20 protein-coding genes and 5 tRNA genes are annotated in these 23734 nt (G+C 75.6%); 15 read left to right on the top strand and 10 right to left on the bottom strand.

Annotation, left to right across the window (positions count from 1 at the left end; all coding sequences use genetic code 11):
* The first annotated feature begins 428 nt into the window (after positions 1 to 428).
* From ACGFIZ_RS09055 to ACGFIZ_RS09045, 3 genes are all read left to right on the top strand, one after another.
* A tRNA-Gly gene (locus tag ACGFIZ_RS09055) sits at positions 429 to 501 on the top strand.
* A gap of 34 nt (positions 502 to 535) precedes the next feature.
* Positions 536 to 606, top strand: a tRNA-Cys gene (locus ACGFIZ_RS09050).
* A 13-nt stretch (positions 607 to 619) separates the two neighbouring features.
* Positions 620 to 694, top strand: a tRNA-Val gene (locus tag ACGFIZ_RS09045).
* Positions 695 to 848: 154 nt separating this feature from the next.
* Here the strand turns inward: ACGFIZ_RS09045 and ACGFIZ_RS09040 are convergent.
* The gene (locus ACGFIZ_RS09040) at positions 849 to 1088 is read right to left on the bottom strand and encodes a DUF6458 family protein (protein WP_347671346.1); all 240 of its coding nucleotides are present in this window, start codon (positions 1086 to 1088) and stop codon (positions 849 to 851) included.
* Positions 1089 to 1260: 172 nt separating this feature from the next.
* Here ACGFIZ_RS09040 and ACGFIZ_RS09035 point away from each other — a divergent pair, with 172 nt between their 5' ends.
* Positions 1261 to 1422 carry a lasso RiPP family leader peptide-containing protein gene (locus ACGFIZ_RS09035; protein WP_393417342.1) on the top strand — a complete coding sequence of 54 codons (162 nt, stop codon included), beginning with the start codon at positions 1261 to 1263 and terminating at the stop codon, positions 1420 to 1422.
* A gap of 17 nt (positions 1423 to 1439) precedes the next feature.
* The gene (locus ACGFIZ_RS09030) at positions 1440 to 1907 is read left to right on the top strand and encodes an ATP-binding cassette domain-containing protein (RefSeq protein ID WP_393417340.1); all 468 of its coding nucleotides are present in this window, start codon (positions 1440 to 1442) and stop codon (positions 1905 to 1907) included.
* A 204-nt stretch (positions 1908 to 2111) separates the two neighbouring features.
* On the opposite strand, the gene ACGFIZ_RS09025 is transcribed toward ACGFIZ_RS09030, so the two are convergent.
* Positions 2112 to 2360, bottom strand: coding sequence for a hypothetical protein (locus ACGFIZ_RS09025; protein ID WP_393417338.1), 249 nt, complete (start codon positions 2358 to 2360; stop codon positions 2112 to 2114).
* Here ACGFIZ_RS09025 and ACGFIZ_RS09020 point away from each other — a divergent pair.
* The 4 genes from ACGFIZ_RS09020 (at position 2331) to ACGFIZ_RS09005 (ending at position 5618) form a co-directional block, all read left to right on the top strand.
* Positions 2331 to 2403: transfer RNA gene (locus tag ACGFIZ_RS09020), tRNA-Gly, on the top strand. The two genes, ACGFIZ_RS09025 and ACGFIZ_RS09020, sit on opposite strands and share 30 nt — an antisense overlap.
* Positions 2404 to 2472: 69 nt before the next feature.
* A tRNA-Val gene (locus ACGFIZ_RS09015) sits at positions 2473 to 2547 on the top strand.
* A gap of 71 nt (positions 2548 to 2618) precedes the next feature.
* Entirely contained in the window at positions 2619 to 4541 is a 1923-nt protein-coding gene (gene recQ / locus ACGFIZ_RS09010; RefSeq protein ID WP_393417336.1) for a DNA helicase RecQ, read from the top strand.
* 75 nt (positions 4542 to 4616) lie between these two features.
* The gene (locus ACGFIZ_RS09005) at positions 4617 to 5618 is read left to right on the top strand and encodes a reductase (protein WP_393417334.1); all 1002 of its coding nucleotides are present in this window, start codon (positions 4617 to 4619) and stop codon (positions 5616 to 5618) included.
* A 60-nt stretch (positions 5619 to 5678) separates the two neighbouring features.
* On the opposite strand, the gene ACGFIZ_RS09000 is transcribed toward ACGFIZ_RS09005, so the two are convergent.
* Positions 5679 to 6653, bottom strand: coding sequence for an Acg family FMN-binding oxidoreductase (locus ACGFIZ_RS09000; protein ID WP_393417332.1), 975 nt, complete (start codon positions 6651 to 6653; stop codon positions 5679 to 5681).
* Between the two features lie 160 nt (positions 6654 to 6813).
* Here ACGFIZ_RS09000 and ACGFIZ_RS08995 point away from each other — a divergent pair, with 160 nt between their 5' ends.
* Positions 6814 to 7452, top strand: coding sequence for a response regulator transcription factor (locus ACGFIZ_RS08995; protein ID WP_347670185.1), 639 nt, complete (start codon positions 6814 to 6816; stop codon positions 7450 to 7452).
* 12 nt (positions 7453 to 7464) lie between these two features.
* On the opposite strand, the gene ACGFIZ_RS08990 is transcribed toward ACGFIZ_RS08995, so the two are convergent.
* The 3 genes from ACGFIZ_RS08990 to ACGFIZ_RS08980 form a co-directional block, all read right to left on the bottom strand.
* Entirely contained in the window at positions 7465 to 8016 is a 552-nt protein-coding gene (locus ACGFIZ_RS08990; protein WP_393417330.1) for an RNA-guided endonuclease TnpB family protein, read from the bottom strand.
* 502 nt (positions 8017 to 8518) lie between these two features.
* Positions 8519 to 10156, bottom strand: a complete 1638-nt coding sequence (locus tag ACGFIZ_RS08985) for a GAF domain-containing sensor histidine kinase (protein WP_393417613.1) — start codon at positions 10154 to 10156, stop codon at positions 8519 to 8521.
* Positions 10157 to 10310: 154 nt separating this feature from the next.
* Entirely contained in the window at positions 10311 to 11321 is a 1011-nt protein-coding gene (locus ACGFIZ_RS08980; protein WP_393417328.1) for an Acg family FMN-binding oxidoreductase, read from the bottom strand.
* Positions 11322 to 11630: 309 nt separating this feature from the next.
* Between ACGFIZ_RS08980 and ACGFIZ_RS08975 the strand changes: the two genes are divergently transcribed.
* Positions 11631 to 13949, top strand: coding sequence for a heavy metal translocating P-type ATPase (locus ACGFIZ_RS08975; RefSeq protein ID WP_393417326.1), 2319 nt, complete (start codon positions 11631 to 11633; stop codon positions 13947 to 13949).
* On the opposite strand, the gene ACGFIZ_RS08970 is transcribed toward ACGFIZ_RS08975, so the two are convergent.
* The 3 genes from ACGFIZ_RS08970 to ACGFIZ_RS08960 form a co-directional block, all read right to left on the bottom strand.
* Positions 13931 to 14809 (bottom strand): universal stress protein, encoded by an 879-nt coding sequence (locus tag ACGFIZ_RS08970; RefSeq protein WP_393417324.1) that lies wholly within the window; start codon positions 14807 to 14809, stop codon positions 13931 to 13933. The genes ACGFIZ_RS08975 and ACGFIZ_RS08970 overlap by 19 nt on opposite strands.
* Entirely contained in the window at positions 14806 to 17205 is a 2400-nt protein-coding gene (locus ACGFIZ_RS08965; RefSeq protein ID WP_393417322.1) for a phosphoketolase, read from the bottom strand. The genes ACGFIZ_RS08970 and ACGFIZ_RS08965 overlap by 4 nt, the downstream gene beginning before the upstream one ends.
* Before the next feature lie 124 nt (positions 17206 to 17329).
* Positions 17330 to 18184 (bottom strand): universal stress protein, encoded by an 855-nt coding sequence (locus ACGFIZ_RS08960; RefSeq protein WP_393417320.1) that lies wholly within the window; start codon positions 18182 to 18184, stop codon positions 17330 to 17332.
* Positions 18185 to 18445: 261 nt separating this feature from the next.
* Between ACGFIZ_RS08960 and ACGFIZ_RS08955 the strand changes: the two genes are divergently transcribed.
* From ACGFIZ_RS08955 to ACGFIZ_RS08940, 4 genes are all read left to right on the top strand, one after another.
* Positions 18446 to 19444 carry a diacylglycerol/lipid kinase family protein gene (locus tag ACGFIZ_RS08955; RefSeq protein ID WP_393417318.1) on the top strand — a complete coding sequence of 333 codons (999 nt, stop codon included), beginning with the start codon at positions 18446 to 18448 and terminating at the stop codon, positions 19442 to 19444.
* Entirely contained in the window at positions 19437 to 20414 is a 978-nt protein-coding gene (locus tag ACGFIZ_RS08950; RefSeq protein ID WP_393417316.1) for a YihY/virulence factor BrkB family protein, read from the top strand. The genes ACGFIZ_RS08955 and ACGFIZ_RS08950 overlap by 8 nt, the downstream gene beginning before the upstream one ends.
* 80 nt (positions 20415 to 20494) lie before the next feature.
* Positions 20495 to 21985, top strand: a complete 1491-nt coding sequence (locus tag ACGFIZ_RS08945; RefSeq protein WP_393417314.1) for a phosphatase PAP2 family protein — start codon at positions 20495 to 20497, stop codon at positions 21983 to 21985.
* A 134-nt stretch (positions 21986 to 22119) separates the two neighbouring features.
* A complete protein-coding gene (locus ACGFIZ_RS08940) occupies positions 22120 to 22929 on the top strand; it encodes an endonuclease/exonuclease/phosphatase family protein (RefSeq protein WP_393417312.1) in 810 nt (269 codons plus the stop codon).
* A gap of 227 nt (positions 22930 to 23156) precedes the next feature.
* Here the strand turns inward: ACGFIZ_RS08940 and ACGFIZ_RS08935 are convergent, their stop codons facing one another.
* Entirely contained in the window at positions 23157 to 23726 is a 570-nt protein-coding gene (locus ACGFIZ_RS08935) for a hypothetical protein (RefSeq protein ID WP_393417310.1), read from the bottom strand.
* Positions 23727 to 23734: the final 8 nt, after the last annotated feature.

Genomic DNA, 23734 nt, shown 5'->3' with positions numbered 1-23734 from the left:
CGCTGGCCGTGGCCGGCCGGGACGCGCCCGCCCGGCTGGGATGCCGGGGCGCCCGCCCGGCTGGGATGCCGGGGCGCCCGCCCGGCTGGGATGCCGGGGCGCGCCCGCCCGGCGTGCCGGCTCCGGGCGCAGTCAGGCTTGATCCCTGCGCGGGTGCCCCTCGCGATCGACTCCATGACGGCGACCTGGGGGCTGCATCCGCGCTTCAGTCTCCGAGATCTTGGCGCGAAATGGCCCCTGGAGGGGCCGATTTTGACCAAGGTCTCTGGCTGACCCCGCCACGTCGGCGACCTGGAGTGGATCATCCGAACCCGGGCGGGGCGCCGGGCGCGGAGGGTGGCCCGGCGACCCGCCGGAGGCCCCGATTTGGCAACCGTTCCCGGCCTCGGCTAAAGTTCTCATCCGTCACCGGGAAACGCCGGGGGCACGCGGACGTAGCGCAGCTGGTAGCGCATCACCTTGCCAAGGTGAGGGTCGCGGGTTCGAATCCCGTCGTCCGCTCGGAGATGCCGCCACGCATGTCGGGGGCAACCTCGGTGGAGTGGCCGAGAGGCGAGGCAACGGCCTGCAAAGCCGTGTACACGGGTTCAAATCCCGTCTCCACCTCGGCAGTTGACGAGGGCGATTGGCGCAGTGGGAGCGCGCTTCCTTGACACGGAAGAGGTCACTGGTTCAAACCCAGTATCGCCCACCACACAGAGACGGCCCGGCACCTGACAAGGTGCCGGGCCATCTCGCGTTCTCCGGGTGGGGTCCGGACCCCGCCAGGTGGGCGACATTGCGGGGTCGGTGGGTCCGGACCCCGCCAGGTGGGCGACATTGCGGGGTCGCGGTTCCGGCGGGGCCGGTCACAGCGGCGGGGTGACGTCCCGGCGTTCCTCGACCCGCCGGTACTCCACCGGCTCGCTGGTGGTGACCACCTCGCGGCGGCGTCCCCAGACCAGGGTGGTCATGATGAGGCCGAGCACGCCGGCCGCCATCAGGATCCAGCCGACGACGTCGAGGTTGACGCCGCCGATGCTGGCGTCGAGCGCGAAGGTGAGGATCGCGCCGACCGCGATCAGGAAGATACTCGTACCGATACCCACGACAGCCTCCTTCGGGGGTGCGCTGTGCTGTCGGGTGCCTCTGTACCCCAGGTGGCGGTCGGGGTAACCGGCGGCCTCGACGGGAGGCCGGCGGGCTGGCGGTTTCCGCACCTGGCGCGCCGGGCCTCGGGTATCGTGCCCATCACCATCTTAAGGGACATAGGAGATCAAAGTGAAGGAAAGCCGCGTTAGTCAGGAAACGCCGCAGAAGGCTCGGCGGGGCGGCGAGTACCGCGCACCACGCATCCAGCGTCTGGGGACCCTCGCCGAACTGACTCGTGGTGGCACGCTGCCCATCGGCGACGGGGTCGGTGGCAGCGGCGCCTCCGTCTGAGCGCGGCGCGTCGCCTCATGCTGCGCCTCCGTCACGCCTCCCGCTGGTTCGGACGGCACCCGGTGTTCACCGGGCTCGATCTCGACGTGCCGACGGGAACGCGACTGCTCGTGACGGGAGGCAACGGCTCCGGCAAGACGACCCTGCTGCGTTGCCTGTCGGGCGCCCTGTCCCTGACCAGCGGGCAGGCCACCGTCGGCGGGCACCCGGCCGGGTCGCTGGCCGCCCGCCGGTTGCTGGCCGCCTGCCTCAGCCCGGAGCAGGGCCTGTACAACAGGCTCTCGGGGCGCGACAACCTGCTGCTCGCCGCCCGGCGGCGGTGGGCGCCGCGGGGGCGGCCGGCTTGCCCGGTTGGGGCTCGGGCCCGGCGACCGGCGCTGTCAGCTCGGCGGGTTGCGCGAGCGCGACCGGGGCGGCCCGTCCGGACCGGACCGGATCGCGGGCGGAGGCGGGTGCCGTCGCCAGGGCGGACAGCACCAGGCTGAGGGCGACCGCGGGGGCGGCTGCCAGTCGGAGGCGGTGCGACAGGGTCGTGCGTGCTCCTTGCTGAGCACCTGCCGTGGGCGAGCGCGACGGCCCGGTGCTCGACGTCTACCCGAACGTGGAACGGCGCGCGGCGATGGCCCGACCAGTGGTTACGTCGCTGTCGTGCTGATCGGAGGCTCGCGGCCGGAAGCGCCGGTGGACCGTTATCCGAATACGACAAAAGCTCGGATAACATCTATTTCCTGCCATATTTCTATATCACGCCCGGATGGGCTCATGTCCATCTCCGGGGCGAAACCAGAAGCACCGACAAGCGCGAATATGTGCAGGTGGTGGCGTGCGGGAATGGATCGGCGGGTGATGGGGCCCGCGATCTTGGCATCGGGTAGACTCTCCCCGTCGCCGACGAACGCCGGCGACACGCGGACGTAGCGCAGCTGGTAGCGCATCACCTTGCCAAGGTGAGGGTCGCGGGTTCGAATCCCGTCGTCCGCTCGCGATCCGCCCCCGCTCGGGGGTCGACCGTCGCCGGGAGTCGCGGCCGTGCCGCCTCCGGCATCCCGCGGGCGATTGGCGCAGTGGGAGCGCGCTTCCTTGACACGGAAGAGGTCACTGGTTCAAACCCAGTATCGCCCACCATCGACGTCCCGATCGCCGGCTCGGCGGCCGTCGCGCCGGGCGGTGTCGGTGACGCCCCGTAGACTCCGCGGGTGACCTCCGGCACCGACACCCTTGCCTCCGGCACCGACACCCTTGCCTCCGGCACCGACACCCTTGCCTCCGGCACCGACACCCTTGCCTCCGGCACCGACACGATCGTCCAGACCCCGCTCGCCGTGCTGCGGCGGGTCTTCGGCTACGACGACTTCCGGGGCGAGCAGCGGGAGATCATCGACCACGTGGTCGGCGGCGGCGACGCCCTGGTCCTGATGCCGACCGGCGGCGGCAAGTCGCTGTGTTACCAGATCCCGGCGCTGGTGCGCGACGGCGTCGCCGTGGTCGTGTCGCCGCTGATCGCCCTGATGCAGGACCAGGTCGACGCCCTGACCGCCGTCGGGGTGCGGGCCGGCTTCCTCAACTCCACGCTCGACCCGGACGCCCGGCGGCGGGTCGAGGCGGCGTTCCTCGGCGGCGAGCTGGACCTGCTCTACCTGGCCCCCGAGGCGCTGGGCAGCCGGGCCACCGTCGGGCTGCTCGACCGGGGCCGGATCGCCCTGTTCGCCATCGACGAGGCGCACTGCGTGGCGCAGTGGGGCCACGACTTCCGCCCGGACTACCTGGCGCTGTCGATGCTGCACGAGCGCTGGCCGGCCGTGCCGCGGATCGCGCTGACCGCCACCGCGACCGCCGAGACCGCCCGGGAGATCGCGTCCCGGCTCGGCCTCACCGGGGCCCGGCACTTCGTCGCCAGCTTCGACCGGCCCAACATCCAGTACCGCATCGTGTCGAAGCGGGAGCCGCGCCGGCAGCTGCTCGACCTGATCCGCACCGAGCACCCGGGCGACGCCGGCATCGTCTACTGCCTGTCCCGGGCGTCCGTGGACCGCACGGCCGATTTCCTCGTCGCCAACGGCGTCCCCGCGCTGCCCTACCACGCCGGGCTGGACGCGGCCACCCGCGCCGCCCACCAGCAGCGGTTCCTGCGGGAGGACGGCCTCGTCATGGTCGCCACCATCGCGTTCGGGATGGGCATCGACAAGCCGGACGTGCGGTTCGTCGCCCACCTCGACCTGCCCCGCTCGGTCGAGGGCTACTACCAGGAGACCGGGCGCGCCGGCCGGGACGGCCTGCCGTCGACGGCGTGGCTGGCGTACGGGCTGCAGGACGTGGTGCAGCAGCGCAAGATGATCGACTCGAGTGAGGGGGACGCGGCGCACCGGCGGGTGCTCGCCGCCCACCTCGACGCCATGCTGGCCCTCTGCGAGACCGTGGAGTGCCGCCGGGTGCGCCTGCTGAGCTACTTCGGGCAGGCCAGCGAGCCCTGCGGCAACTGCGACACCTGCCTGGAGCCGCCGGAGTCGTGGGACGGCACGATCGCCGCGCAGAAGCTGCTGTCGACCGTGCTGCGGCTGCACCGGGAGCGCAACCAGAAGTTCGGCGCGGGGCAGTGCGTCGACATCCTGCTCGGCCGCCGTACGGAAAAGGTCGCCCAGCACCGCCACGACTCGCTGAGCGTGTTCGGGGTGGGCACCGAGCTGAGCGAGGCCGAGTGGCGGGGCGTGGTCCGGCAGTTGCTGGCCCAGGGCCTGCTCGCGGTCGAGGGCGACTACGGCACCCTGGTGCTGACCGAGACCAGCGGCGAGGTGCTGGGCCGCCGCCGGTCGGTGCCCATGCGCCGGGAGACGGCCCGGCCGGCGAGGGCGAAGGCGGCGAAGGCGGCGCGCCCGTCCGCCGGCGGCGCCGTGGAGCTGCCTCCGTCGGCCGAGCCGGTGTTCGAGCGGCTGCGCGCCTGGCGGGCCGCCACCGCCCGGGAGCAGGGGGTGCCCGCGTACGTGGTGTTCCACGACGCGACGCTGCGCCAGATCGCCGCCGACCCGCCGTCGTCGTTGGACGAGCTGTCCCGGATCAGCGGGGTGGGCGAGGCCAAGCTGGCCCGGTACGGCGAGCAGATCCTCGCGGCCCTGGCGGAGTGAGCTTCTGCCGTCGGCAGATCCGCTGCCCGTGAACACGGTCGTCCCCGGGGCGGCCGGGGCGGCACAGTGGGGCGCGTGAGACTCCTGGTGCTGGGCGGTACGGGCTTCGTGGGCGGGGCCACGGTCGGCGAGGCGGTGCGCCGCGGCTGGTCGGTGACGGTGTTCAACCGGGGGCTGCACGGCGGCCTGCCCGAGGGCGTACGGCGGCTGCGGGGCGACCGGACGGCGCCCGGCGGCCTCGCGGCGCTGGCCGGCGGCGAGTGGGACCTGGTGGTCGACACCTGGGACGGTGCGCCGCGCGCGGTGCGGGACGCGGCGCGGGCCCTGGCCGGCTCGGCCGGGTGGTACGGGTACGTCTCCAGCGGCTCGGTCTACGCCCCGCCGGTGCCCCTCGGGGTGAGCGAGGACGACCCCACCGTGGCGGCCGTCCCGGACGCCGACGACGGCGGGTACCCGGAGAACAAGGCCGGGGGAGAGCGGGCCGCGGCGGAGGCGTTCGGCGACCGGGCGCTGCTGGCCCGGGCCGGGTTGATCCTCGGGCCGGGGGAGGACATCGGGCGGCTGCCCTGGTGGCTGGCGCGGATCGCCCGGGGCGGCGACGTGCTGGCCCCCGGCCCGGCGGACCTGCCGGTGCAGTACGTCGACGCGCGGGACCTGGCGGCGTGGCTGCTGGACCGGGGCGCGGCGGGCACGGGCGGGACGTACAACGTGGTGTCCCGCAGCGGGCACGCGACGATGGGCGGGCTGCTCGACGCCTGCGTCGCGGCGACGGGGTCGGCCGCCCGGCTGCGCTGGACGGCGCCGCAGGCGCTCCTCGCCGCCGGGGTGACGCCGTGGAACGACCTGCCGGTCTGGATCCCCGTCGGGCACGAGTACCGCTGGCTGCAGGAGAAGGACGTGGAGCGGGCGTACGCGGCGGGGCTGGCCTGCCGGCCGGTGGCCGAGACGGTCGCGGACACCTGGCGCTGGCTGCGCGCGGTGGGCACGGTCCCGGCCCGCGCGGGCCGCCCGGCCCGGGCGGCGGTGGGCCTGGCCCCGGACCGGGAGGCGACGCTGCTGGCGGCGCTCGCCGGGTAGCGGGCGGCCGGTGGCGGCGGCGGGCGGTTCGCCGGCCGCGGGAGCCCGGCGGCGGGCGGCTCAGGGGCGGGCGACGGGCAGGTCGAGCACCTCGTCGACGCGGCGGCGCGGCGTCGGGAGGCCCGGCTGGCCGTACCCGATCCGCAGCACCATCTGCGGGGTGCCGAACCGGCCCAGGGACAGCCGCAGCGCCTCCCGCGCCCCCGGCACCTCGATCGGCTGGGAGAGCATCGAGGCGGCCAGCCCGGCGTCGGTGGCGGTGAGCAGCACCCGTTGCAGGGCCTGCCCGGCGACGACCTGGTCGGTCGTGGTGTTGCCGGCGGTGCCGAGGACCGCCACGAGGGGCTCCGGCTCGAAGTCCCGCCCGGGCGCGCGGTCGCGACCGCCGAAGGCGCGGGCCGGCAGCAGGTCCTGCGGCTCGCCCCGGGGGCCGCTCGCGGCGGCGGGCACCCCGTCGGGGGCGGGCGCGGCGCGTACCCACGCGGCCAGCTCGGCCCGGTAGCCGGCGTCGCGTTCGAGGACGCGGTGGGCGCTGCGGGCGATCTCGGCGAACGCGTTGACGGCGCTGACCCCGATCACCAGCTCCAGCCAGCCCTGCTCGGCGCGGGCCGCCTCGCCGATCCGCCACCGGGCCTCGGCGGGCACCGGGTCGGGCCAGAACGGCGCCCGGTTGCTGAACCGGCGCGGCACGGCCGCGTACAGGGTCTGCTCGGCCGGGGTGGGGCGGCGCGGCAGGTCCGGGGTCAGCCGGGCCAGCACGTCGGTCTCGGCCGGGTACGGGCGCAGCCGGACCTTCGCCGGGGTGCCCGCCACGGCGAGGGCGAGGCGCAGGTTGAACAGGGCGGCGCCGCAGGCGATGCGGGCGCCCCAGCCGCTCGGGTCGGTGGCCGGGAGCAGGCGTTCCCGGTCCAGCGACACCTCGATGCCGCCGTCGCGCAGCCGGAACCGCCACGGCTGGCTGTTGTGCAGCGACGGCGCCCGGACGGCGGCCGCGGCGGCGGCGGTCAACTGCCCGACGGTGAAGTGGGTTCCCATGGTGCTGCTCCCTTCGGTCCACCTCCACCGTGCGCGCCCGGGACCGCCGACGGGCAGGGCCGGACGGCCCCGCGAGCCGGGACCTGCCGCCCGTGGTGGGCGCCCCGGGTCGGGACCTTCGGCCCGTGCGGGAGCCGGTTGCGGAGGGTACAAACGAGGGATGATCCGGGTGTTCCTGCTCGACGACCACGAGGTCGTCCGTCGTGGCCTTGCCGACCTGCTCACCAGCGGCGGCGACATCGAGGTGGTGGGGGAGTCGGGCTCCGCCCAGGAGGCGACCCGCCGCATCCCCGCGCTGCGGCCCGACGTGGCGATCCTCGACGCCCGGCTGCCCGACGGCAACGGCATCGACGTGTGCCGGGACGTGCGGGCCACGGACTCGTCGATCCGGGGCCTGATCCTCACCTCGTACGAGGACGACGAGGCGCTGTTCGCGGCGATTATGGCCGGCGCGGCCGGGTACGTGCTCAAGCAGATCCGGGGCACGGACCTGGTCGACGCGGTGCGTCGGGTGGCCGCCGGGCAGTCCCTGCTCGACCCGGCGATCACCACCCGGGTGCTGGAGCGCATCCGCAGCGGCGTGGAGCAGCCCCGCGAGCTGAAGTCGCTCACCGAGCAGGAGCGGCGCATCCTGGAGTACGTCGCCGAGGGGCTGACCAACCGGGAGATCGCCGGGAGGATGTTCCTCGCGGAGAAGACGGTGAAGAACTACGTCTCCAGCGTGCTGGCGAAGTTGGGACTGGAGCGGCGCACCCAGGCGGCCGTGCTGGCCACCCGCCTGCTCGGCAAGCACCACTGAAGCCGTTACCTATCAGTGCGCTCTGGTGAGCATGTGATTGGTAGTCCTGCCTTGCGGTGGGACGGTCCCGGTCTGACCCGTTGTGGCGGTGCCGGGTTGACGTTTCACGGCCACCTGCCCCGCGAGCGGGGTCTTACGGTCGGCTCCACGTCCGCTTGGCGACTCCCGGCCACTCCGGGCGTCGACAGCCTCACCCGCGAGCGCGGCGAGGTTGCGTGCGGCGTTCAGATCCCGGTCCAGAACCAGGCCGCAGATGGCGCAGGTGTAGGTACGCTCGGCCAGGGCCAGCTTCGTTCTCACCGTGCCACAGCCCGAGCAGGTCTTCGAGGACGGAAACCAGCGGTCGGCCACGATCAGCCGACCCCCGTTCCATCCGGCCTTGTAGGCGAGTTGTCGGCGCAGTTCGGCGAACCCGGCGTCGGCGATGTGCCGGGCCAGACGCCGGTTGGCCAGCATCCCGGACACATTCAGGTCCTCGACCACGATCGTGCCGTGCTCACGGGCCAGCCGGGTGGTGAGCTCCGGCCTCGGCCGCCCGGCGGACACGGCCCGCCGCCGCCCCACGACGACAGTGCAGCGACTCCCGGACGTCGGTCACATCGCCCACGAGGTCACCATCGACCACAGCCGGGTCAACCACCAGCACGCGACACGGCGAGGAACTTCCCCGCGGTGACCGGCGACCACGCAAACCGACCCCGGTCACACCGGACACCAGCAGATCCGGCCCCGTCACCCACCCATTTACGCGGACGACATGACGGCTCAGATCGGCGCGCTGACCCCACCAGACACCGACACAGACGACAAACTACCCAACCCTGACAGCCGAAGCCAGCGAACCACCGACCATGTTGGACCACCCGACCCGACAAGCCGGCCGCATACCGACGCCGAACGGCGACACACGAAACGCCCTCCGATGCAGCCCATTCCCTCACGCCAACGGACAACCACAGCATGCCCAAGACCGCTAAAGCTGCCTCGCTTGCCACCTGGTGGCATCCCCCCACCGCACCGCGTGGCCCGGCCGTGCGTCCGGGTGGGCGGGCCGCCGGGCCGGCTGTCAGTCGCGCAGCGGGACCGTCCAGTGCAGTTGCGTGCCGCGCGGCGACGCGGCGCGCACCTCGAACTCGCCGCCGTGCCGCTCGGCGCGTTCGCGCAGGTTCACCAGGCCGCCCCGGGCGGCGTCGGGAGCGCAGCCCCGGCCGTCGTCGGTCACGGTGACCGCGACCCAGCCGGCCTCCACCCGTACGGCCACCGACACCCGGCTGGCCTCGGCGTGGCGTACGGCGTTGGACAGGGACTCCCGTAGCACGGCCGTGACGTCCGGGCGGATCGAATCCGGGACGGCGCTGTCGATCGGCCCCGTCAGCTCCAGCGTCGGCCGGAAGCCCAGCGACGCGGCGGCCACGTCCACCGCCTCGCGAATCTCGGTGCGCAGGGCCGCGCTCATCGGGGTGCGCAGCTCGAAGATGGTCCGGCGGATGTCGCGGATCGTGGCGTCGAGGTCGTCGACGGCGGCGTTGATCCGCTTGGCGACCTCGGGTCGGGTGGCCATCGGCGCCGCGCTCTGCAACTGCAGGCCGGTGGCGAAGAGCCGCTGGATCACCACGTCGTGCAGGTCCCGGGCGATGCGCTCGCGGTCCTCCAGGACCACCAGCAGCTCCCTTTCCTCCTGCCCCCGCACCCGCTCCAGGGCCAGCGCGGCCTGCCCGGCGAAACTGCCCAGCAGGGCGGCGTCGGAGTCGGTGACGTCCCCCCGGTCCGGCCGGTACCCGACCACGAGGACGCCGTGCAGGACGTCGGCGGCGGCCAGCGGGGAGACCACGGCCGGCCCGCCGCCCACCGGCGCCGGCCACGGCGCCGCCTCGGCCAGGTTCCCCACCAGCTCGTGGCGCCGCTCGGTGACCGCCCCCGCGAAGCGGGTCTCGTCCGCCGGCAGGACCGCGCCGACCAGCTCCCCGGCGCCGCCGGACCTCGCCCCGGCGCCGTCGACCACCTCGACCGTGAACTGCCCGGCGCCCTCGTCGTAGAGCAGCACCATCGCCAGCTCCGCCTCGGCGACCTCCCGGGCCCGCCGGGCCACCAGGCTCAGCGCGTCGGTGCGGCGCACCTCGCCGAGCAGCACGGTGGTGATCTCGGCGGTCGCGGCCAGCCAGCGTTCCCGGCGGTGGGCCAGCTCGTACAGCCGGGCGTTCTCGATCGCCACGCCGGCCGCGGCGGCCAGCGCGACGACGATCTCCTCGTCGTCGTCGGTGAACTCCGTGGCGCCCTGCTTCTCGGCCAGGTAGAGGTTGCCGAAGACCTGGTCGCGGATGCGCACCGGCACGCCCAGGAAGCTGTGCATCGGCGGGTGGTGCGGCGGGAAGCCGTACGACATCGGGTGCCGGGTGATGTCCGGCATGCGCAGCGGGCGGGGGTCGTCGATGAGCAGCCCGAGCACGCCCCGGCCGTGCGGCAGGTCGCCGATCCTGGCGTGCAGCTCGTCGTCGATGCCGTGGACGATGAAGTCGTGCAGCAGCCGGTCGGGGCCGATCACCCCGAGCGCGCCGTACCGGGCGTTGACCAGCTCGCAGGCCGACCGGACGATCCGCTGCAGGGTGCTGCGCAGGTCCAGGTCGGTGCCGATGCCGACCACCGCGTCGAGCAGGGCGCGCAGCCGCTCCCGGCTGGCGACGACGTCACCGACCCGGTCCAGCATCTCCTGCAGCAGCTCGTCCAGGCGGACCCGGGACAGCGGGCTCAGCCCGAGCGAGGGGGCTACGGGCTCGGGGATCGGCGCGCTGTTGGCCACCGGCCGATGCTACCGCCGGTCACCCGCCGGGCGGCACCGCCGACCGCCCGGAGCCGGCCCGTCACGAGCCGGCGCCCCGCACCGCGGAGGTGTCGACGACCTGCTCGGTGGGCAGCCGCGGGGTGTGCGGCGGGCCGGCCGACTCCGGGTTCGCGACCCCGATCCGCAGCGCCAGGTACGGATGCCCCAGGCCGGCCAGGAGCTGCCGGACCGTCTGCCGGATACCCTCCACCTCCACCACGCCGCTCAGCGGCACCATCGACACGCCCAGCCGGGTGGCGGTCAGCCACGCCGCCGAGAGCGCCTCGCCGGCCCGCAGCCAGCTGTCCGGCTCGTCCTCGTCGCCGAAGAGCAGCCCGTACACGGCCGCGCGGTCGTGGCCGGGGCCGACCGGCAGGGCGCCGGCGCGCCCGAAGTCCCGGGCCGGGACGGTGGTCTGCGGGGCGTGGGCGGGCAGCACCTCCGGCGGCAGGCCGGTGCCGGTGCCGGCGCGGCTGGTCCAGTACGCCAGCTCCTCCTGCACCTGCGCGTCCGCCGCCTCCACCGCCGCGGCCTGCCCGGCGGCCGAGGCCAACGCCAGCACCTGGTCGGGGCTGAGGATCTGCAGCCGGGCGCCCTCCGCGGCGGCCGCCCCGGTGATCTCGTCGACCGCGGTGGCCGGCACCGGCTCGTCGCTGACCGGCCGCCGGTCGGTGCGCCGGACCCGCATGCACTGCACCAGACGCATCGCGTCCGGGTCGCCGCCGGAGTGCTTCCCGCCGGTGAGGCGGGCCAGCAGCTCCGGCTCGGCCGGGTCGGGCAGCCGCTCGACCACGGGCGTCCAGCCCTCGGCCGCCAGCGCCGTGCGGGCGTGGTGCAGGGCCGCGCCGCAGCTCAGCGTCAGCAGCCGGCCCTCCGGGTCGGTTACGGCCAGCTTCGGGTCCCGCATTAGCCGCAGCTCCAGGGCGTCGGGCAGGACCCGCCAGCGCCACGGCTGCGTGTTGTGCACCGACGGGGCGCTGGCGGCCGTGGCGGCGGCCTCCGCGAGCGCGGTGGTCAGCGGGCGGTCCGTAGCCGGCGTCTCGTGGCTCATCGTCACGACCTTTCGTCGTCTCTGCCCATCGTGCCCCACCCCGGGGGTCGCGAGGGCGGGGTTGCCGCTCCATCCTGTGCCGCCGGGCTGTCGGTCGCACGGTGCGCAGGTCCCGACGTGCCCGGGCCCTTCGGCCCGTGGCCGTTTCCCGATCGGCCCCGGCCGTTTCCGTCGGCCGTGCCCGGGGCCTGCGGCGATGACGTTCCGTGTCCGGGGTCTGCGGCAAGGACTTCCCGCGGTCGTGGTCGTGGCCGGGCCGGTTTCGCCGGTCGCCCCGCCGGCCCTCGCCGACGGTGGAAGGATCCGCGCGTGGGGACGCAGCCGGAGTGCCTGCCGGAGCGGCCGGTGCGGCGGCGCTGGGCGCGCGGACGGGAGTGGGGGCCGCTGACCGCGCTGACCGTGCTGGTGCTGGCCGGGGCGGGGCTGTGGCTCGCCGGGCGGCGAACCGCGGCGGACGCCGTCTGGGCGGTGGGCACCCTGGCCGCGCTGGTCCCGGCCGCCTGGTCGGTGCTGCGCCGGCTGTGGCGCCGCCAGTTCGGGGTGGACGTGATCGCCGTCCTGGCGCTGGCCGGGGCGCTGGCCGTCGGCGAGTACCTGGCCGGCGCCGTGGTCGCGGTGATGGCGAGCACCGGCCGGTCGCTGGAGGCGTACGCCCAGCGGCGCGCGACCCGCGACCTGCGCGCCCTGCTGGAACGGGCCCCGCGCTCGGCGCGGCGGCGCCGCGCGGACGGCGGCATCGAGACGGTGCCGCTGGACCGGGTCGCGGCGGGTGAGCGGCTGCTGGTCGGCCCCGGCGACGTGGTGCCGGTCGACGGCACCCTCGAAGCGGCGGCAACCCTGGACGAGTCGGCGGTCACTGGCGAGTCCCGGCTCGTCCAGCGCGCGGCCGGGGAGCCGGTGGCCAGCGGCGTGGTCAACGCCGGGGCCGGCTTCGGGCTGCGCGCGGCGCGGAACGCGGCGGAGAGCACGTACGCGGGCATCGTCCGGCTCGCCGAGGAGGCGACCGCGCGCAAGGCGCCGATGGTCCGGCTGGCCGACCGGTACGCCGCCGCGTTCGTCCCGTTCACCCTGGCGCTGGCCGGCCTCGCCTGGGCGCTGTCCGGCCAGTTCGTGCGGGCGGTGGCGGTGCTGGTGGTGGCCACCCCCTGCCCGCTGCTGCTGGCCACCCCGATCGCGGTCGTCTCCGGGCTGTCCCGGGTGGCCCGGCGCGGGGTGCTGGTCCGCGACGGCGGCTCCCTGGAACTGCTCGGCCGGGCCCGCACCCTGCTGGTCGACAAGACCGGCACGCTCACCGCCGGCCGGCCGCGCGCCGCCGAGACCGTCGTCGCCCCCGGTGGGGACCGGGACGAGGTGCTGCGGCTGGCCGCGTCGGTGGAGCAGTTGTCCCCGCACGTGCTGGCCGCCGCCCTCGTCGGGCAGGCCCGGGAGCGGGGCCTGGCGCTGGGCGAGCCGACCGACGTGACCGAGGAGCCGGGGCGCGGCGTCACCGGCCGGGTCGGCGGGCGGCTGGTCCGGGTCGGCCAGTTCGCCGGGGAACTGCCGGAGTGGGCGGAGCGGGCACGGGACCGCGCCGAGCTGGCCGGCCGGTCGGTGGTGTGGGTCGCCGACGAGCGGGGCCCGCTCGGGGCGATCCTGCTGGAGGACCCGGTACGCCCCGACGCCCGCCGCACCGTCCGGCGGCTGCGCGAGGCCGGGCTGACCCGGCTGGTGATGGTCACCGGCGACCGGCCGGCCACCGCGGAGCAGGTCGCCCGGGCCGTCGGCGTGGACGACCTGCTGGCCCGGTGCGCGCCGGCGGAGAAGGTGGCGCGGGTCCGCGACGAGTCCCGCCGGGCGGTCACCGTGATGGTCGGCGACGGGGTGAACGACGCCCCGGCGCTGGCCGAGGCGCACGTCGGGGTGGCGATGGGCGCCACGGGGGCGACCGCGTCCGCCGACGTCGCCGACGCGGTGCTCACCGTCGACCGCCTCGACCGGCTCGCCGACGCCGTGGAGATCGCCCGGTACGCCCGCCGGATCGCCGCCCAGAGCGCCGTGGCCGGGATGGGGCTGGCCGTGGTGGCGATGGGCTTCGCCGCGGTCGGGAAGCTGCCCCCGGTGGCCGGCGCCTTCCTGCAGGAGGGCATCGACGTGGTGGTGATCGTCAACGCGCTGCGGGCGTTGCGGGGCGGGCTGCGCCGCCGGCAGGTCCCGCCGGCCACCCGCGAGCTGCTGGAGCGGTACGCGGGCGAACACGGCGGTGTCCGGGACGTGCTGGCCGGCCTGCGGGACACCGCCGACCTGATCGCCACCCGCCGCGACTCGCCGGACTGCCTGCCCGCCCTGCACGAGACCCACCGGCGGCTCGCCGAGCGGGTGCTGCCGCACGAGGCGGCCGAGGAACGGCACCTCTACCCGGCGCTGGCCGGGCCGCTGGGCAGCGCCGACGCCACCTCGACGATGAGCCGGGGGCATGTGGAGATCCGCCGGCTGGTCGACCGGATCGGCGCGCACCTCGCCCAGGCCGGCTCCGGGCCGCTGCGCCCGGACCAGGTCCCCGACCTGCTCGCCGCCCTGTACGGCCTGGACGCCGTGCTGCGCCTGCACCTGGCCCAGGAAGAGGAGGACTACTACTCGCTGCGCGAGTGAGGGAGCTCGCGGACCACCGCCACCGGGCAGCGGGCGTGCTGGATGAGCTGCTGGCCGACCGAGCCGAGCAGCATGCCGCGCAGCCCGCCCCGGCCCCGGCTGCCGACCACCACCAGCTGGGCGTCGCGGCTCGCGTCCATCAGGACGGCCGCCGGGCGGCCCGGCACCGCCTCGGCGGCGACCTCCACGTGCGGGAACGCCTCCCGCCACCGGCCCAGCGGCCCGTCGAGGGCCGCCCGTTCGGCCGCCGTCGCCGCGTCCGAGTCGGCGCCGCCCTCGGCCGCCGGCTCCCAGGCCCGCAGCACCCGCAGGGGCACCCCGTACCCCGCGGCCCGATCCACGGCGAAGCCGAGGGCCAGCAGGGAGGCGTCCGAGCCGTCGACGCCGACCACGACCGGCCCGGACCGGGCCGTGGCGGTGCCGTCGTCGCGGACCACCACCACGGGGCAGTGGGCGTGCGCGGCCACCGTCACCGCGGTCGAGCCGACGAGCAGGCCGGCGAAGCCGCCGTGGCCCCGGCTGCCGAGCACCAGCAGGGCGGCCTCGACCGAGCGTTCCTGGAGCACCAGCGCCGGCGGGCCGTCGTACACCTCACCCCGCACGGTCACGCCGGGGCGGCGGGCGGCGGCGTCGGCGGCGGCGCGCCGGACCAGCTCCTCGACCTGCCGCCGGGCGTTCTCGTCCGGCCAGATCCCCGGGGCCACCCCCGGCCCGACCCACCCGGCGACCGTCAGCCACTCGAACACGTACGCCAGGCGGATCGGCCGGCCGCCGCGCTCCGCCTCGTCGAGGGCCCAGTCCAGGGCGACCGCGGCGTCGGGGCTGGCGTCGTAGCCGACGAGGATCTCGTCGCTGTTCATCGACTCCTCAGCTCGGGCTCGGTCTCGCGGATCCAGCGCCACTCCGCGACCCGGGGGTCGTCCTCGCCGAAGCGGCGGGTGTGATCCCGGCAGGCCGCCCGGGCGTCGACCATCTCCTGCCGCAGGTGGGCGGCGCGGGGGGACAGCCCGGGCACCCGGTCGATCACGTCGATGACCAGGTGGAAGCGGTCCAGGTCGTTGAGCATCACCATGTCGAACGGCGTGGTGGTGGTGCCCTCCTCCCGGTACCCGCGCACGTGCAGGTTCGGGTGGTTCGTGCGGCGGTAGCTCAGCCGGTGGATCAGCCAGGGATAGCCGTGGTACGCGAAGATGACCGGCCGGTCGCGGGTGAAGATGGTGTCGAACTCGCGGTCCGGCAGGCCGTGGGGGTGCTCCGACGGCGGCTGCAACCGCATCAGGTCGACCACGTTGACCACCCGCACCTTCAGCTCCGGCAGGTGCCGGCGCAGCAGGTCGGCGGCGGCGAGGGTCTCCAGCGTCGGCACGTCCCCGGCGCAGGCGAGCACGACGTCGGGCTCGCTGCCGTCGTCGGTGCTGGCCCAGTCCCAGATGCCCAGGCCGCGGCGGCAGTGCTGGATCGCCTCGTCCATGGGCAGCCAGTTCGGCGCGGGCTGCTTGCCGGCCACCACCACGTTGATGTAGTGCCGGCTGCGCAGGCAGTGGTCCATGGTGGCGAGCAGGGTGTTGCCGTCCGGTGGCAGGTAGACCCGGACCACCTCGGCCTTCTTGTTCACCACGTGGTCGATGAAGCCCGGGTCCTGGTGGGAGAAGCCGTTGTGGTCCTGCCGCCAGACGTGGCTGGACAGCAGGTAGTTCAGCGAGGCCAGCGGCTGCCGCCAGGGGATGCCCCGGGTAACCTTCAGCCACTTCGCGTGCTGGTTGACCATCGAGTCGACGATGTGGATGAACGCCTCGTAGCTGGTGAAGATGCCATGCCGGCCGGTCAGCAGGTAGCCCTCCAGCCAGCCCTGGCACAGGTGCTCGGAGAGCACCTCCATCACCCGGCCGTCGGGCGAGAGGTGGTCGTCGCCGGGCACGGTGCCGGCGACGAACGCCCGGTCGGTGACCTCGAAGGCGGCGCCGAGGCGGTTGGAGGCGACCTCGTCGGGGCCGAAGAGGCGGAACGTCTGCGGGTTCGCGGCGATCACGTCCCGTACCCAGGGGCCGAGCACGCCGGTGGCGCCCGCCGCGGGTTCGCCCGGCTGTGGGACGTCGACGGCGTACCCGTGGAAGTCGGGCAGGTCCAGGTCGCGCAGCACCCGGCCGCCGTTGGCCACCGGGTTCGCGCTCATCCGCAGGTCGCCCTTCGGAGGCAGCGCGGCCAACTCGGCGACCGGCGCGCCGGTGGCGTCGAACAGCTCCTCCGGGCGGTAGCCACGCAGCCAGCGCTCCAGCTCGGCCAGGTGCTCCGGGTTGTCGCGTACGCCGTCGACCGGCACCTGGTGGGCGCGCCACGTACCCTCCACCGGCCTGCCGTCGATCTCGCGCGGGCCGGTCCAGCCCTTCGGCGTACGCAGGATGATCATCGGCCAGCGGGGGCGCTCGACGGCGCCGCCGGAGCGGGCCCGGCGCTGGATGTCGGCGATCTCGTCGAGCACCGTGTCGAGGGTGGCGGCCAGCGACTGGTGCACGGTCGCCGGGTCGTCGCCCTCGACGAGGTACGGCCGGTGGCCGTAGCCGCGCATGAGGCCGAGCAGGTCGTCGGTGGGGATCCGGGACAGCACCGTCGGGCCGGCGATCTTGTAGCCGTTGAGGTGCAGGATCGGCAGCACCGCCCCGTCGCGGGCCGGGTTGAGGAAGACGTTGGACAGCCAGCTCCCCGCCAGCGGCCCGGTCTCCGCCTCGCCGTCGCCGATCACGCAGGCGACGAGCAGGTCCGGGTTGTCGAACGCGGCGCCGTACGCGTGGCTCAGCGCGTACCCCAGTTCGCCGCCCTCGTGGATCGAGCCCGGCACCTCCGGCGCGACGTGGCTGGGGATGCCGCCGGGGAAGGAGAACTGGCGGAACAGCCGGCCCATGCCCGTCTCGTCCCGGCTCACCGAGTGGTACAGCTCGCTGTACGTGCCCTCCAGCCAGGTGTTCGCCACCACGGCCGGGCCGCCGTGCCCGGGACCGGTGACGAAGATGGTCGACTGCCCGCGGCGGGCGATGACCCGGTTGAGGTGCGCGTAGAGCAGGTTCAGCCCGGGGCCGGTGCCCCAGTGGCCGAGCAGCCGGGGCTTGACGTGCTCGGGCCGCAGCGGCTCCCGCAGCAGCGGGTTGTCCAGCAGGTAGATCTGCCCGACGGTCAGGTAGTTGGCCGCCCGCCAGTACGCGTCCAGCCGGCGCAGCTCGTCCTCGGTCAGGGGACCGTGCAGGTCTACAGCGGTGTCCATGCTGTCTGAGCCTCTCGCAGGTCGGGGAAGGTCGCATCCGGTGGCGCGTTGCTGCCGGGCACGTCCAGTCTCGCCGCCGCGCCGCGGGGCGGGCAGGGCCATTGGTCCCGGGCGCGTCGGGGCGTCACGACCCGTCCACGGCGGCGGTGGTGGCCAGTCCACGGACGACGATGACCGGGGCGGGGGAGTGGTAGAGCAGCGACTGGCTGACGTCGCCGAGCATCCCGCGCAAGGGGTCCTCGCCCCGGGACGCGACGATCGCGAGCTGCGCCGCGCGGGACTGGTCCACCAGGACCCGGTCCGGCTCACCGGCGACCGTGCGGCACTCGGCGCGCACCGCCGGGTGCCGGCGCCCGCAGCGGCCCACCGCCTCTTCCAGCTCGGCGCGCGCCTCGGCGTCGGCGTCGCGGCTGGCGGCCCCGGCGGGGGCCGGCTCGGTGACCCGGACGGCGAGCAGCGGGGCGGACCGGCGGGCGGCGCAGTCGAACGCGAACTCCAGGGCGACGCGGGAGCTGGCCGAGCCGTCGACGCCGACCAGCACCGGGCCCTTCGGCGGCGACTCGGGGCGGACCACCAGCACCGGGCAGCCGGCCTGGGCGGCGAGCTGCACGGCGGGCGCGTCGGCCGGGACGCAGTCGGTGCAGCGCATCCCGCCCGCGCCGATCGCGACGAGGAACGCGGTCTCGGAGCGGCGGACCAGCGCCGCCACCGCCGCGCCCTCGACGAGCTCGCTGCCCACCGGCACCGCCGGCTCGACCTCGCCGGCGACCGCGGCGGCCCGCTGCAGCAGGTGCTCCGCCTCCACGTGCGGGGCGGCGCCGGGGGACGGCTGCGGCGCCGCCGCCCAGTTGAAGGCGTGCAGCAGGCGTAGCGGCCGGCCGTGGTCGGCGGCCTCGCGGGCGGCCAGCCGGACGACCTGCAGGGCCTGCTCCGACGGGCCGACCGCGGCCACCACCGGCGCGTCGGCGGGTGCCGTCATGCGGCCTCACCTCCCGGCGCCGTGCACGGCCCGACCATGCTTCATCGCCGAGCGTAGTCGGATCGGTGCGGCGGCGGGGCGGGATGGCGCCACGCCGGCCGTCGACTTCGGTCGACCCGGCGGCGTCGCGGCGGGCCGCCGTGGCGGCTGTGCCCGGCCCGCCGCTGCCCGGCGGAGGCGACCGCCAAACCTGTTTCCGGTGCGCGCAACCTCACCCTTCGTCGAGTCGCCGGCCGGTCGCCCGTGCTGCACACTGACGCCGTGGACGGTGTGCGGCACGGTCGATCGGGCGGCGGCGGGCCGCGCTCGGCGGTGGTGGTGAACCCGGTGAAGGTGGCCGACCTCGCCGAGCTGCGGGAGACCGTGGACGCCGCCCTCGCCGCCGCCGGCTGGCCCGAGCCGCTGTGGTTCGAGACCACCCCGGAGGACCCGGGGCGGGGCCAGACCCGCGCGGCGGTCGAGGCCGGCGTCGAGGTCGTCTTCGCCTGCGGCGGCGACGGCACCGTGATGGCCTGCGTCGGCGGGCTCGTGGGCACCGACGTGGCGCTCGCCGTGCTGCCGCAGGGCACCGGCAACCTGTTGGCCGCCAACCTCGGCCTCTCCCACGACCTGGCCGCCGGGCTTGAGGTGGCCGTGGAGCGGGGCCGCCGGCAGCTCGACGTCGGCGCCGTCGAGGACCACTACTTCACCGTCATGGCCGGCATGGGCTTCGACGCGCAGATGCTCGCCGACACCTCCGAGGCCACCAAGGCGCGGATCGGCTGGCCCGCGTACGTGATGGGGGCCGCGCGGCACCTGCGGGACCGGCCGATGCGGGTGAGCATCCGCCTCGACGACCGGCCGCCGTTGCGCCGCCGGGCCCGCTCGGTGCTGGTCGCCAACGTCGGCCGGCTCCAGGGCGGGGTCACCCTGCTCACCGACGCCGAGCCGGACGACGGGTGGCTCGACGTCGCCGTGCTCACCCCGCGTACGCTGCGGCACTGGCTGGCCATGGCGTGGGCGCTGGTGCGCCGCCGCGGCAGCGTGCCCCGGATGGAGGTCTTCCGCTGCCGGCGGGTGCGGGTCACCAGCAACCGGCCCCAGCCGCGGGAGCTCGACGGCGACCTGATCGAGCCGGGCCGGCAGCTCCGGGCCGAGATCCGCCCCCGCGCGCTCTGGCTGTGCGTGCCGCAGCCGGAGGAGGCACGCGACCTCACCGTCGACGCGGACGCCGCCGGGGAGCGGGGCGAGGTACTCGTCGAGGAGGCCCGCCGTGAGTAGCACCAGGATGGTCCCCGAGACGCGGCTGATGTCCGACGAGGAGCTGTCCGCGGACGACGCCTGGCGCACCCTGCGCCGGAAGGGCGGCTGGTGCCTGCTGCGGGACGCCTTCATCCGGTTCCGCTACGGCGACGGGTTCAGCCACGCCCGGGCGTTCGCGTTCCAGCTCTGCCTCGCCGTCGTGCCGTTCCTGATCGCGTTCACCGGCCTGATCACCGACCTCGGCGCGGACGAGGGCGGCCGGGTGGTCGCCGACACCGTGCTCGCCCTCACGCCCGGCCAGAGCGAGCAGGTGGTGCAGGAGCTGCTCGTCGACAGCGAGCGCACCGAGCACGCCGGCGAGCTGGCGCTGACCCTGGGCCTGCTGACCGGCCTGGTCGCGCTGACCATGACGATGGCCCAGATCGAGCGGGGCGCGAACCGCATCTACGGGGTGGAGCGCGACCGTGCGGCGCTGTGGAAGTACCTGCGCGCCACCGTGCTCGCGCTGACCGCCGGCGTACCGGCGCTGGCCGGGTTCCTGATCCTGGTCGGCGGCGGCGCCATGGGCGACTCGGTACGGCGGCACTACGCGTGGGGCGGGACCGCCCAGGGCCTGTGGGACGTCGTCCGCTGGCCGCTGAGCCTCGGGCTGACCGTCCTCGCCGTGGCGCTGCTGTTCCGGCACGCCCCGCGGCGCCGGCAGCCCGGCCTGTCCTGGCTGCTGTTCGGCGCCGGCATCGCGACCGTGCTGTGGTGGCTGGCCAGCGTGCTGCTCGCCGGGTACGTGCGGTTCAGCGACGGCTTCGGGCAGACGTACGGCGCGCTGACCGGGATGATGGCGCTGCTGCTGTGGGCCAACCTCACCGGGATGGCGCTCTTCGGTGGGCTGGCGTTCGCCGCCCAGCTGGAGGCGATGCGGATCGGCGTGCCCGAGCCGGCCGAGCCGGACCTGTGGCAGCCCGAGGCGGAGCGCGCCGAGAGCCACTGACCCGCCCCCGGACGCCCGGCGTGTAGGCGAGAACCCGATCGGGTAAAGCGCCTCGCCAGGGGAGACAAGGGAGGTGCGGGGTGACCGCGGTCAAGGAGGTGGCGCGTCGCCCACTCGGCCACTTCGCCGAGCGGAGCGTCGCCGGGCTGCTGGCCGTCGCCGGCGCCGGAGCCGGGTTCGGCCTGCTGCTGATGCTCGTCCGGTTCCACTGGAGCCCGCTCTACCACGCCGACCGCGAGGCCGCCGCGTGGTTCAACGCCCTCGTCGCGCCGCACCACGCCCTGGTCACCGTCCTGCAGGCGGTCACCGACCTGGGCGGCCGGCCCGTGCTGATCTGGCTGGTCAGCGTCGCCGTCGTCGGGCTGCTGATCCGGCGGCAGGCCCGGCTCGCGGTCTACCTCATCGTCGCCGGGGCCGGCGGGCTGATCCTCGACCCGTCGCTGAAGACCCTCGTCGGCCGGCTCCGCCCGGTCGTGGACGTGCCGGTCGCGAGCGCCCCCGGCAACAGCTTCCCCAGCGGGCACGCCCTCGGCTCGTTCGTCGCGTACGGGGCCCTGCTGCTGGTGTTCCTGCCGGCCATGGCGCCCCGCTGGCGCCGGCCGGCGATCGCCCTGGTCGCGGTGCTGGTGGCGGTGGTCGGGCTGACCCGGATCGCGCTGGGCGTGCACTTCGTCTCCGACGTGCTCGGCGGCTGGCTGCTCGGCGCGGCGTGGCTGGGCGTCACCGCGTACGCCTTCCGGCTGTGGCGGCGCGAGCGCGGCCGGCCGGTGCCCCCGCTGACCGAGGGCCTGGAGCCGGAGGCGGGGCACGAGATCGCCCCGGCCCCGGCCGAGGAGCACGTCCTGGAGCACCCGCGCTCCGCCGTCGCCGAGCTGCTGGTCGGCTGGGTCCTCGTCTTCGGCGCCCTGTACGCCTTCGGCGTCTACGTCAGCCGGTACGCCGAGGGCACCGTGTTCGACGTCCTGGACACCGCCGTCCCCCGCTGGTTCGCCGAACGGCACACCGCCACGCTCACCGAGCTGAGCTGGTGGTGGAGCAAGTTCGGCGACACCCACGCCATCCTGCTCGTCTCGCTCGTCTTCTGCCCGCTCGTGCTCGCGGTGTGGCGACGCTGGCGGCCGGTGCTGTTCGTGGTGCTGGCGATGTTCGGCGAGCTGACCCTCTTCCTCGCCTCCGCCCGCGCGGTCGACCGGCCCCGCCCGCCGGTGGAGAACCTGGACGGGCACATGCCCACCTCGTCCTTCCCGTCCGGCCACATCGCCGCCACCATCTGCCTCTGGAGCGCGATCGCGCTGCTGGTGTTTCCGCGTACGGACCGCTGGTGGCGCTGGCTGTTCGTGGCGCTGGCCGTGATCATGCCGGTCGGCGTGGCCACCTCCCGGATGTACCGGGGCATGCACCACCCGACCGACTTCATGGGCGCGATCCTGCTCGGCGCCCTGTGGCTCGGGCTGCTGTACTGGATCCTCCGACCGAACGCCGACGTGCGCGCGGGCAACCGGCCGGCGATCGAGGCCGAGCAGGTGGCCGAGCTGGACGACGAGCTGGCCAAGGCCGCCCGGCCGGACTGACCGGCCGCCGTGCGCAGTCTTTCGACCCGCGAGCCCGCCGCCGTGCGCCGCCTCCCGACCCGCGAGCCCGCCGCCGTGCGCCGCCTCCCGACCCGCGAGCCCGCCGTGCCGCGGCCGACGAACCGGAGCCTGCCGTGCTGCGGGTGATGACCTGGAACATCAGGACCGGCGGCCGGGATCGGGCGGGGCCCGGCCGGCTGGACCTGGTGGCCCGGGTCCTCGCCGCGCACCGGCCGGACCTGCTCGCCGCGCAGGAGCTGCGCGGCTTCGACGCGGGAACCGTGCTGGCCGGCTTCGCCGCCGAGCTGGGCATGCGCCCGTACCTGGCCCGGTCCTGGTTCGGCCAGCCGGTCGCCGTGCTCGTCCGCCCGCCGCTGCGGGTGCTCGCGGCGGGACCGGTGCGCCGTCCGTTCCACCACGCCGCCCAGCGGGTGACGGTGGCCACCGACGCGGGGCCGCTCACCGTGATCGCCGCCCACCTGGACCCGTACTGTGGGCTGCGCCGCCGGGTCGAGGCGGGCTGGCTGGCCGCCGCCGTACGCCGGTCGCCGGGCCCGCTGGCGCTGCTGGCCGGCGACCTGAACACCCTCGACCCGGGCACCGACCACACCGCGCGGATCGCCCGGCTGCCGCCCGCGTACCGGCGTCGCCACCTGCGCCGGGACGGCCGTACGCCCGACACCCGCGCGGTGGCCCGACTCGCCGCCGCCGGCCTGGTCGACCTGTACGCGTCCGCCCCCGGCGACCCGCCCGACGAGGGGCTGACCGCGCCCACCCGGCACGGCGGCGGCGCGGAGTTCTCCGGCATGCGCCTGGACTACCTGTTCGCCACCCCGGCGCTGGCCCGGCTGGCCCGCTCCCGCGCCGTGCTTCGGGGCGGCGAGACCGAGTGGGCCTCCGACCACTATCCGGTGCTCGCCGAGTTCGACCTGCGCCCGGCCTGACCGCAGCCGGCCGCGGTGCTGTCGGCGCCTCCCGCTACCGTCGGCCCGTGAGCGGTACTCCTGCGCGGCAACCCGAGCCGTCCCCGTTGGTCGCCGCGGTCGCCCGGGGCGTCGCCCTGGTCGTGGTGCTGCCCGTACGGCTGCTCTGGGAGCTGCTGGTGGTGGCCGCCCGGTGGCTGGGCCGCCGGGTGCTCGGCCCGCTCGGCCGGGCCCTGCGCGACTGGGTGCTACGCCCGCTCGCCTGGTTCCTGCGCCGGGTGCTGTGGGTCCCGCTGGCCTGGGCGGCGGTGCACCTGCTGTGGCGCCCACTGGTGTGGCTGGCCGTGCACCTGCTGTGGCGGCCACTGGCCTGGGCGGCCGTGCACCTGCTGTGGCGCCCACTGGTCTGGGTGGCCGTGCAGCTGTTCTGGCGGCCGCTGGGCTGGCTGGTCCGGGCGGTGGTGTGGCCGGCGCTGCGCCGGCTCGGGCGCGCGGTCGCGTGGGCGCTGCGCGCCCTCGGCGTCCCGCTCGCCTGGCTGGTCCAGCACCTGCTGGTGCGCCCGGCGCGCTGGCTGTGGCGGGTGGTCGCCCCGCTGCTGGCCGCCGTCGGGCGTGGCCTGTGGTGGCTCGTCCGGCTGGTGGCCGGCGCCCTCGCGTACGCCTGGCGGCTCGCCGGCCGCGTCCTCGGGTTCGCGTGCCGCGTCGTGCTGCGCCGGCTCTGGCGCGGCGCGGTCGCCCTCCTCGTCGGGGCGGCCCGAGGGTTGTGGCGGTATGCCGTGGCCCCGCTCGGCCGCGCGCTGCGCTGGGCGTGGCGGCACACGGTCGT

Origin of the sequence: Micromonospora sp. NPDC048830, assembly GCF_043198215.1 — a bacterium.
Taxonomy (GTDB): Bacteria; Actinomycetota; Actinomycetes; order Mycobacteriales; family Micromonosporaceae; genus Micromonospora.
The sequence above is the reverse complement of the archived record's forward strand: the minus strand, read 5'-3'. Positions and strand labels throughout refer to the sequence as shown.